Here is an 8,837-nt window from a genome sequence, read left to right as displayed (position 1 = left end):
CTAAAAATGATCAGTGAAACAGAAGTAGATAAAAGTCAATTTGAAATCAAAGAGCGAGGGCTATTTAATAATCGTGAACGTGTTGTGATTGTTCCTGAAGATGAGTTTGATAGAATAGCCATGAAGGCGAACTATAGCCCATTGTCGAATTTGTTGAACGATTTTAAAGAGTCTATTCTTCAAATAGGGTTCATTAAAAAGTTACATTCTACAATTTCATCTTTAAAGAATGTGATCAAAGAACTGAAAGCAGAATTCCAAAAAGAGAAAACTAAATTGGAAAAAGAGAATCGAAATGCTTGGGATAAGTATTTTGAAGCTAAGAAAGAAGCTGATACTTATAAACGTTTTAAATCAGAGTTTGAAAGATATTTATCTGAAGAGGAAAAAAATGAGATCTCAGATAAAATCTATGAACGTCAAGAAGCTGAAATTGAAGGAGGTTTGTGGCAAGATTTTGATTTAGATCGTTAGATAAATTAGGGGATATTCTTTTCTCCTCCTAGAAAAGGACTTGCATATGCAAGTCCTAATTATTAATACATGTTCAAATTACAAAAAATCATAGATATCTGTCTGATGTGATGCTTTCTCTGCCTCTATGATTACCTCTGCAGTGGTTGGCATCCGTCTATCCCTAATTACCATCTCATACCCGATAACTTTTCGTCCTTTTTTTACAGTTGTTAAATCTATATCAGCGTTGAATTTCATTTCTAGTTCTTCACATGCCACCATGAGAGCATTCCTCTTAAACAAACCTGCAGGCCATGACTTTTCTTCACCCAAGAACCAATCTTGCCATTCCTCTAAACTTCCCTTAATGGTTGTATATTCTCGATTTCCTAAGCGATATGCTTCCCAAAGTTTCATCAAGATCAAAGAATACTTTGATTTCACATTTCCTAACTCATCCAAATGGAAAGAGTAGTAGTTTCTTTTCAACTCAAAAACTAAAGGTCCAGCATCTTCAGAGAATTTAAACTCTACAAGGCCATCCTCAATAAATCTTATTCTGCTGAAAAGTTGAGTCATGATTATTGAACGTCTACCGTCAGGCAATGTTTCAGGGATATATAGGGCTGTATTCTCGTTAAGTCTCGAAAAAGCTTCTGCAATCCGTCTATAATTCTGACCGTTTTTAGTTAAGCCAAAGTGCTTCATAATGTCAAGGCTATGAACCGTAAAGACATCACCAACTCTACTATCTTTCGTTACAGATGAAAAACAGTAGTCTAAAACCTTGTGTTCAAAAGCTTTTAAATTACCAAATGCTTTGGCCAAGTCATTCGCCTGGACAACTAAATAATTTTGACGAGAAGCTAGTTCTTCATAGATTTTACTGGATTTTCTATTTAATACCATCTTGTTTACCTTTTACTATATTTCCTATTATGCTATATTCTATCAATTTTTAATTTTATAGTCAATAATGGGGTACAAAATAGTCATTAATAGGGTACAAAATAGTCAATAATGGGGTACAAAATAGTCAATAATGGGGTACAAAATAGTCAATAATGGGGTACAAAATAGTCAATTATTTATCCGCAACCCCCTGGTATTACTGAGTTTCTAAGGTCGACAAAGTAATATAAAGTAATATAAAGTAGGTTAGAAAGTAAATTAGAAAGTATCTTCTTAAGAAAAAAATCTATATTTTATTTTTAATAAAATAAAAAAATCTTTTTCTCAGTTCACTATTTTCTAGCTAAATATTTACAAATAGAAAATTCAAACTAACTACATTTCCCCTTCTTCATTTCTATAAATTTACAGAAGGAATTCTGCAACTATGTTCGTATCATGAGGAAAAAAAGATTTTTTACGCTTTTCACTACAGTACAAAATTAAAGACGTCATCAGGAGCCATATTTTGGCCGTTAAGGGGCTTTTTTGATAAAAGTCGGATATTTCCACCTTGGACTCTCTAAGAGGCAAATACGTCCTTATATGAGGTTAAATAAGTGTTTGATTTTTATTTAATACTCCCTGATGGCAGCAAGCAACAAAATCAGATAAAAAAGAGCCTGTATTATGACGACAGAAGAAAATTGGAACAAGCTGCAGGAACTATCAAAGAAGGTATCGAAAGAGGAACTAGTGTTTTCCTAAAAATATAGGACAAAATAGAATTTTTTAACTTGATTCCTGCTGTCTTTTTTGTAGGGTAATTGATGAAAAAGTGTGTAAAAAAGTTCCAGTTTTATATTCAAACTTTTAAATTCTTTTTGAATTGATATAGGAGAAAATATTGTTCTAAAATTACCTCTTTTTTAAGATATATAGTTGAGAGTAAATGCTAGCAAAAAAGTCTCAATTTTATAATGAGACTTTTTATTATTTTGGCCTTTTTTAGAATTAAAATTTGATTATTTTCGTTTATAATCTTGATATTTTTTAAACAAATCTTTGAATAATTGGTCGTTGTAGGAAAAGAGAAACTCAAACTTTTCAATTTCTTTAGCAGGTATTTGAGGGACAACTTTTGCTTTGTAATCTTCAGCTAATTCTGTCTTTTTGCTATCTAATTTTAACATAAGTTCAAGTGGCACATCTTTTGCTTGAAAAATATTTTCTAGTATATAGAAATTGTCTTGATTAAGAACAGCTTCACGTAAATCAATTTGTCCTTTATTTGTTAAAGTTTTATAGATATCATATAGATCTCGAGCACGTGTTTTATCACCAACCAACTTGTAATCGTCAAGCTGCTGACAGGATGCTCTTATTTTCTCATAGACAATCATTAGTGGACTATAGAGATAAATAGTTGTCCCTTCTAAATCATAACTATCTTTATCCGCAACATATTCATCATAGCTCAAATCTATTTCTATCTTTTTACTATTATTTTCTAAAGCTTCTCCATATTTACTTAGCTCCTTCATTTTATTAGGGTCCTGTAAATCTATTTTTTCTTGATATTTTTCTGTATCGACTATCGCAAAAGAAATCTTATATCCTCCCCAAAACGGAGGCAAGTCTCGTTTTCTTTTTTTAGGTTTTTCAATGAATTCAAATCCAACAACTAAAAAACCAATTTGCTTAAAAGCATCTGAAATTAAACCTTGTAGTTTTTTTCCTTCAACATCTTTATCATATCTTATAGATTCTTCAATTGAAAAGTCTAAATCCTGAGATGAGCGATCAGTTATATTGTGTAGCTTTAAAGCAGTACCACCTTTTAGAACTAGATTTTCCTTCAGATCACTATCTGAAAAAATTGCTTTTAAAATGGTGTTTCTAATATCATCTGGTTTCATAAGTACCTCTATCATATTACTAGTGTTGTTAGTTTATTATACCATGTATAACTTGCGATCTATCTTAATTTCTTGTTTTTTATTTTTTAAACTGCTATACTAAAGCTATGGTATATATACCATAGCTTTTAAATAAAATAAATTAAAACATACTTAAGGTATGGTATATATACCATACCTTAGCGGTGAAATCTTAACTAGTATATTGGAGGGATAATAGTAATGGTCCTTACAGACAATGAAATTGAGAAAATATTAATCAAACATCAAATCAAAAAAGATACTTATGGTTTAATAAAATATTCTGACGAAATTGTTCAAAAATCTAAAAAAGAATTTGGAAATATTTTAAATAGGACCTCTATCATTCAAATTATTCAGAAATTAAAAGAAGAAGGAAAACTTAAGTCTAGAGCTACCCTTAATAAGTTTACTGATATTATTATTGATAAACTAAAACTTTTTAAACCAGTTAAAATTATGAACGAATACAAAGGGGATTATGTTATTCGCTATATAACCTCAGATATATACGTTTCTCCTTACGAAATTGCTTTATCGTTATTATCTCGTTCATTTCTATCTCATTATAGTGCTATGTACGTTCATGATCTAACTATTAATAGCCCTAAAGACATATATATTAACAAAGAACAATCCCAAAAACGCTCTACTTTAGGTGATAGACTGGCTATAACTCAAGGACGTATCGATTATGCCTTCTCCAAAAGTATGAGACGAACAAATATGATCTACTCTTTTGAATATGACGGAACATCTTATAAAGTGCATGTTCTAAATTCGAAAAGTACTCACAATACAGGAGTTATAACTAAGGAAGTTGTTGGGTTTTCAAAGCCTATTAAAACAACAAATGTTGAGAGAACACTAATCGATGCTATGGTAAGACCTGGGTATAGCGGGGGCGTTTCTGAAATTCTTGATGCATTTATTCGAGCTAAAAATATAAATGTCAGAAAGATTTGGGAATATCTAGAAAAATTTAATTATTCTTATCCATACTATAAATCACTTGCATTTTACTTAAGGAATGCAAAATATGAATATAAATCTGAGCTTAAACGATACCAGAATGACCCTCGCAATAATTTGACTTTTTATCTAGACTATCAAATGATATACCCTCATCAAGATAAAGAGTTAGGAGTGTTCTATCCAAGAAGTGTTCACAACATTTCCAAAAAATACTAATTTTTCGCAAAGAAATTTAGTCAAAAACTCAGTTTTTCTTGTATTATTTAATAATACTGTGTGTTATAATGTGTATTATATTAGCTAACGGGGTGAAAGTTTTGACTGAAAAAATGACTGTCCTAAACATCAGGATGAGCGTTGGAGAAAAAGAAGAATTAAAGGAAAGAGCTACAGAATTTGGAGACTCGATCAGTTCATATGCTAGAAAGATACTCTTCCAAGAGGATAATACAAGCGATTACGTAGATAATACAAATGTATTACAAGAGAAAGATGAGCGTATATCAGACCTTAAAACTCAAATAGACGACTACAAGAAGCAAATTGAGCAACTGCATACGATTATTTTGGCAACTCAAAAAGATAATCAGTTGCTGATTGAACAGAAAACGAAGAGATGGTGGAAGTTTTGGGAGTGAGAATTCATTTCTGGACTAACTACACTTTTGGAAACGCACTCTTTACTAAAGGAGTTTACAAATGATGATCCGATTTTACATTATTATTTTTTTGGATGTTTGGTTATAATTCTTAATAAGCTACAAAAAAATGACAATGGATGTTTCTCTATAAGAGTAATATCCGTTGTCATTTTTGTATAATCGACTTCGATTTTCGGATTTTTATACAAAAACTCTGCATTTTTGATGCTGACATGATAATTCTGAGAGCTTTTCAGTTTTTTTCGTGAACAACTAATCATCTAGACTCCTAGAGCCCCAAGGACTTACGAGAAACCCTTAATCAAACTTTCCGAAAAAGATCAATTTTTCGGAAAGTTGTTTTTTTGAAAAGTTCATCTCAAAATTCACCTTATTGTTTAAGAGACTTTAGGGCAAACCCATCTTGAGTAATAAGCAGTATCTCTTCTAGTACCTTTTATGATGGGACATCTTTGATGTTACAGCGAAGTAGTCAATCTTCATGTTGTTTTTCCATGCTTAGTCACCGACAACTTTAAGATCGCTAGCGACTACTTTTACTCCGCCCCAGGTACTACGTGCTATGTTCCACATGACGGATATAGGGATTAATCAGTTCAACCGTCATTATACGTATCATGGGTTTAGCCATACTTTCGTGTATGTTCGTACCCCCTATCAGTGGTGGGGATTTGTAGGAAAGACACCATTTATTGACTTTTTGCACGGGTGGCTTTAAGATGTTGCTGGACGCCTTTCTTGATAATCACTCAGAGTCGCCAGAGTGTCTGGCCCGAGATATGGCAAGGATATACCGCTGCCTGCACCAGTCCTTCGACGCTGACAAATTGCGACATATCATGTAAATTGTCGCATAAAAGTAGTTTCAAAAAAAAGAAAACTTTGTTATAATGTATGTGTAATTTTTAGAAAAGAGGTATTAACTATGGAAAATCTAGTAGTTTCAATCTTTAGCACTGAAAGCGAAGCTTATCAGTCCTTTGCGGATTTGAAGGCTTTCCGCCAAACTCAGACGACCAAGGTTGCTCAAATCGCCTTGGTCAAAAATGAAAACGGTCATATCGTTGAAAAAGAACGCTATGACTTTGAAGATTCAACGACGGATGCAGCCCTAGAAGGTGGCTTGCTCGGTGCAGTTATCGGGCTTTTGGGTGGTCCTATCGGCGTCTTGTTTGGTTATGGTATTGGTAGCCTCTATGGTTTGGCTGCTGGTGATACCATTGATACGGCAGAAACTGGCCTGATTGACGTTGTTTCTCAGAAATTGACTAACGGTGAAACAGCCGTTGTTGCCTTGGTGCAAGAAGACAACGAAGCAGTCATCGATGCTTACTTCACCAAGTACGACACCCAAATCGTGCGTTGGGATGTAGCAACCGTCGTAGCCGAAATCGAAGCAGCTCTGCAAGTCCAAGAAGACCTCTACAACCAGGCACGTGCACAAATGAAGGCTGAACGTAAAGCCGAACGCAAGGCTAAACTTGAAGAATTCAAGGCAAATGTCAAAGCAAAATTTGACAAATTGAAAGCGTAAGCACTCAAGCATCTCATAAAAAATAGGCTTTCTACTTCTGGAAGATAGCCTATTTTTTTAAAAAACTAGATTTTAGAAAAAGGAAGTGACGGAAGGATCACGTTTTTTAGAGGAACTCATTTTGGACGATGACCCCCGAACCCTCTATATCCAGACCTGGGGCGGGACCAATACAACTGCCAGAGCCCTCAAGTCTATTCAGGAGCGCTACGAGGGGACGGCAGAATGGCCTCCCTACATTCCGAAGAGGTGGACCCGCATTATGTCTTCGATATAACAGAAGAGGGCGCAAGTCTCACGGTTCATATCCCTGACGATGCAAAGTCAGGCGATACCTTCCATATCATTACTGAGGTGCAAAATGTGACCGAGACTCCATTCAAAACCTATGTGCGTCGTATTCTCACGGTCAAATAATTTAGATGAGCTAGATTATTGCTCTTAAAAATGCTCATTGTCAACTGTAGTGGGTGGACATATAACTAAGCCCTGGAGAGAACCATCTTGGTTCTCTTTTTTGTGAAGTTCAAAGCGAGGTAAATCCGTTTTTTAAAGTTTTCAAAGTTCCGAAAACCAAAGGCATTGCGTTTGATGTCTTTGAGAACCAATCGCCAGCAGTATTTTAAGGCACGATAGTCAATGGATTTCTTGTCAAATTACTTCATGAGTTGAATACGAGTTTGATTGAGAGTACGGCTGAGGTGTTGGACGATATGAGTAAGTGCTTGATGATTGATGAGTTTCTAGGCAATTTTTTTCGGTGCGTTATTCGCGCCGATTTTTTTCGAGTCCACTTTTGTGGGCCGAAAAAGCAGTGAATTTTTTGAACCGTGAGGGTCAAAAAAGGGGTGCAACCCATAGCCCTCGGCAGAGCGTTTTTTTACTCTTTGACAAAGAGTAACAGAAACTCTGCTTGATCCGAGAAAGATATTTTTATTTTCAACTGATTACATATCGACAATAGTTGGCGTGGAATAGCGATAGCCCCACGCCGTAGCCCAACATTTTGGGCTAAATATTTCTCTTTAATCTGCTGAAACTATATAGAAATCCATAGATTTAAAAATCATGGACTTATATAGTAGTCCATGATTTCTGAAAAGATGGATTTTATAGTGTTCCATAAATTCTAAAAAAATGGGCTTATATAGTAATCCATGAATTCTAAAAAGATGGACTTATATAATGCTCCATAAATTCTAAAAACGTGGACTTATATAGTAATCCATAAATTTTGAAAAGATGGACTTATATAGTAATCCATAAATTTTGAAAAGATGGGCTTGTATAGTGTTCTATAAATTCTAAAAAGATGGTCACTATATAAGACCATCTTTTTTAAAAACAAATGCTCAAATAAATTTGTTAATCACGTTTTTAACGGAAATTTTCAAAAATTTTTATTATCTTTTGCTTTTTGTGGCATACTACTATCACAATAGTAAGAGAGGAAATAAACTAATGAATCAAATGACCATTTCTTTTAAAACAAAAACTGGCATGACAAATATACGTCATAATAACAGAGATCTGAGCGAAGAAGAATTTAAGAGTAATGAACACAGGCATATAAATCGTGCATTGTCCCACGAAAATATAACGATTATTAAACGTGACATAAGAGAAGTCTATCACGATGAATTTGACGATGCTTTAAATACTTATAATTCAAAACAACGGAGGAAGGATAGAAAAATTGAAGACTACTACAAACACGTTAAAAAATCAAAGACATTGGATCTGCAACGTGAATTTGTAGTCTCAGTAGGTAATAAATCCGACTGGGAAAAGATGGATTTCAATAAAAAAAGAGAGGTAGGAGAGGCCCTAGCAAGCTACGTAAGAGATTTTAATGAACGACACGATCATTTAGTCATCTATAATGCAGTTGTCCATTTAGACGAAGATGGAGCTCCTCACGCTCATTTTAACGTTGTTCCTATTGCTGATGGATATAAAAATGGTCTTTCAAAACAACCATCTTTTTCAAAAGCTCTCCTCCAGGAAGGATTTAAAGAAAAAGGCCGTGGCCAACTGAAACAATTTCGTGATCATGAAATTGATAGGATTCAATACTTTATGAAAAACCTTAATATCGAACGCAAGTTAGGTCAGACGAACGATATTAAGGATATGCGAGAATATAAAGAAACTATGCGACAAATTGAATTACAGAAGCAGCAAGAAGAGAGGGAACTGCAGCATTTGAAGAATGAAGTCGCAAACATGTCAGGAGAGTTGGATAAAGCAAAATTAGAAGATGAAACTATCAATGCTATGTTACGTCTAAAAATGATCAGTGAAACAGAAGTAGATAAAAGTCAATTTGAAATCAAAGAGCGAGGGCTATTTAATAATCGTGAACGTGTTGTGATTGTT

At 34.0% G+C, this 8,837-nt stretch carries 9 protein-coding genes and 2 pseudogenes; 8 read left to right on the top strand and 3 right to left on the bottom strand.

Features of this window, described 5'->3' with window-relative positions; genetic code table 11:
- Nucleotides 1–474: pseudogene (locus D7D54_RS09225) on the top strand (plasmid recombination protein); the annotation flags it as partial.
- Between the two features lie 78 nt (nucleotides 475–552).
- Here the strand turns inward: D7D54_RS09225 and D7D54_RS09220 are convergent.
- Nucleotides 553–1,365, bottom strand: a complete 813-nt coding sequence (locus D7D54_RS09220; RefSeq protein WP_120719275.1) for a replication initiation protein — start codon at nucleotides 1,363–1,365, stop codon at nucleotides 553–555.
- A gap of 602 nt (nucleotides 1,366–1,967) precedes the next feature.
- Between D7D54_RS09220 and D7D54_RS09345 the strand changes: the two genes are divergently transcribed.
- On the top strand, nucleotides 1,968–2,123 hold the full coding sequence (locus D7D54_RS09345; RefSeq protein WP_020902496.1) for a hypothetical protein: 156 nt from the start codon (nucleotides 1,968–1,970) through the stop codon (nucleotides 2,121–2,123).
- A 249-nt stretch (nucleotides 2,124–2,372) separates the two neighbouring features.
- Here the strand turns inward: D7D54_RS09345 and D7D54_RS09215 are convergent, their stop codons facing one another.
- Nucleotides 2,373–3,266, bottom strand: coding sequence for a nucleotidyl transferase AbiEii/AbiGii toxin family protein (locus tag D7D54_RS09215; RefSeq protein ID WP_031576638.1), 894 nt, complete (start codon nucleotides 3,264–3,266; stop codon nucleotides 2,373–2,375).
- A gap of 222 nt (nucleotides 3,267–3,488) precedes the next feature.
- On the opposite strand from D7D54_RS09215, the gene D7D54_RS09210 reads away from it, so the two are divergent.
- From D7D54_RS09210 to D7D54_RS09185, 5 genes are all read left to right on the top strand, one after another.
- On the top strand, nucleotides 3,489–4,478 hold the full coding sequence (locus D7D54_RS09210; RefSeq protein ID WP_024056487.1) for a type IV toxin-antitoxin system AbiEi family antitoxin domain-containing protein: 990 nt from the start codon (nucleotides 3,489–3,491) through the stop codon (nucleotides 4,476–4,478).
- 92 nt (nucleotides 4,479–4,570) lie between these two features.
- Nucleotides 4,571–4,900, top strand: a complete 330-nt coding sequence (locus tag D7D54_RS09205) for a hypothetical protein (RefSeq protein ID WP_227038806.1) — start codon at nucleotides 4,571–4,573, stop codon at nucleotides 4,898–4,900.
- A 949-nt stretch (nucleotides 4,901–5,849) separates the two neighbouring features.
- Nucleotides 5,850–6,458: a DUF1269 domain-containing protein gene (locus D7D54_RS09195; protein ID WP_120719274.1), complete on the top strand. Its 609-nt coding sequence runs from the start codon at nucleotides 5,850–5,852 to the stop codon at nucleotides 6,456–6,458.
- Nucleotides 6,459–6,543: 85 nt separating this feature from the next.
- Nucleotides 6,544–6,735 (top strand): nucleoside hydrolase-like domain-containing protein, encoded by a 192-nt coding sequence (locus tag D7D54_RS09190; protein WP_079266279.1) that lies wholly within the window; start codon nucleotides 6,544–6,546, stop codon nucleotides 6,733–6,735.
- Nucleotides 6,684–6,875 (top strand): hypothetical protein, encoded by a 192-nt coding sequence (locus tag D7D54_RS09185; RefSeq protein ID WP_020902503.1) that lies wholly within the window; start codon nucleotides 6,684–6,686, stop codon nucleotides 6,873–6,875. Before D7D54_RS09190 ends, D7D54_RS09185 begins: the two co-directional genes overlap by 52 nt.
- 65 nt (nucleotides 6,876–6,940) lie before the next feature.
- Here D7D54_RS09185 and D7D54_RS09675 read toward each other — a convergent pair.
- A pseudogene (locus tag D7D54_RS09675) lies at nucleotides 6,941–7,063 on the bottom strand (transposase); the annotation flags it as partial.
- A gap of 856 nt (nucleotides 7,064–7,919) precedes the next feature.
- Here D7D54_RS09675 and D7D54_RS09170 point away from each other — a divergent pair.
- A partial coding sequence (locus tag D7D54_RS09170; RefSeq protein WP_120719273.1) for a plasmid recombination protein occupies nucleotides 7,920–8,837 on the top strand: 918 nt, incomplete at its 3' end.

Source organism: Streptococcus chosunensis (assembly GCF_003626515.1).
GTDB lineage: Bacteria > Bacillota > Bacilli > Lactobacillales > Streptococcaceae > Streptococcus > Streptococcus chosunensis.
The sequence above is the reverse complement of the archived record's forward strand: the minus strand, read 5'-3'. Positions and strand labels throughout refer to the sequence as shown.

What these genes read in the sequence shown, in the direction of transcription:
- D7D54_RS09185 (WP_020902503.1), top strand. Translation starts at nt 6,684, where the DNA reads ATGGCCTCCCTACATTCCGAAGAGGTGGACCCGCATTATGTCTTCGAT.
- D7D54_RS09220 (WP_120719275.1), bottom strand. Translation starts at nt 1,365, where the DNA reads ATGGTATTAAATAGAAAATCCAGTAAAATCTATGAAGAACTAGCTTCT.
- D7D54_RS09215 (WP_031576638.1), bottom strand. Translation starts at nt 3,266, where the DNA reads ATGAAACCAGATGATATTAGAAACACCATTTTAAAAGCAATTTTTTCA.
- D7D54_RS09195 (WP_120719274.1), top strand. Translation starts at nt 5,850, where the DNA reads ATGGAAAATCTAGTAGTTTCAATCTTTAGCACTGAAAGCGAAGCTTAT.
- D7D54_RS09210 (WP_024056487.1), top strand. Translation starts at nt 3,489, where the DNA reads ATGGTCCTTACAGACAATGAAATTGAGAAAATATTAATCAAACATCAA.